1 rRNA gene is annotated in these 520 nt (G+C 56.9%); it reads left to right on the forward strand.

The features are described from left to right. Positions 1-155: ribosomal RNA gene (locus tag IEZ09_RS46090) — 16S ribosomal RNA — on the forward strand; the annotation flags it as partial. Between the last annotated feature and the right edge of the window lie 365 nt (positions 156-520).

A 520-nucleotide genomic window follows, 5' to 3' on the forward strand; every position in this document is an offset into this window, starting at 1 on the left:
TTGTACACACCGCCCGTCACGTCACGAAAGTCGGTAACACCCGAAGCCCGTGGCCCAACTCTTCGGAGAGGGAGCGGTCGAAGGTGGGACTGGCGATTGGGACGAAGTCGTAACAAGGTAGCCGTACCGGAAGGTGCGGCTGGATCACCTCCTTTCTAAGGAGCATCTACCGCTGAACTTGAGCGAATGTCTCAAGCAGTCGGTCAGAACCCGAACGGTCCTCGATGGCCGTCGGTGCTCACTAGTGGATGCTGGCTGGCTAGACGTTCGGTTGTTTCGACAGTGAGTACTGCTGCTTGCAGCGTGGAAAGGTGTCGGAAGGGCTGAGTGAACAGATCGGTACGCTGTTGGGTCCTGAGAGAACACGCGAGTGTCTTTCAGCAGATCGGATCATCTCAGCGCTCGAACCGCCGGCCTCCGGGCCAGGTAGGCGAGCAGCACAGAAGAGATGGTGACCGTTCGTTCTTTGAGAACTGCACAGTGGATGCGAGCATCTTTGTAGCAAGTTAGTAAGGGCATA

This window comes from Lentzea flava (genome assembly GCF_014648475.1).
GTDB lineage: Bacteria > Actinomycetota > Actinomycetes > Mycobacteriales > Pseudonocardiaceae > Lentzea > Lentzea flava.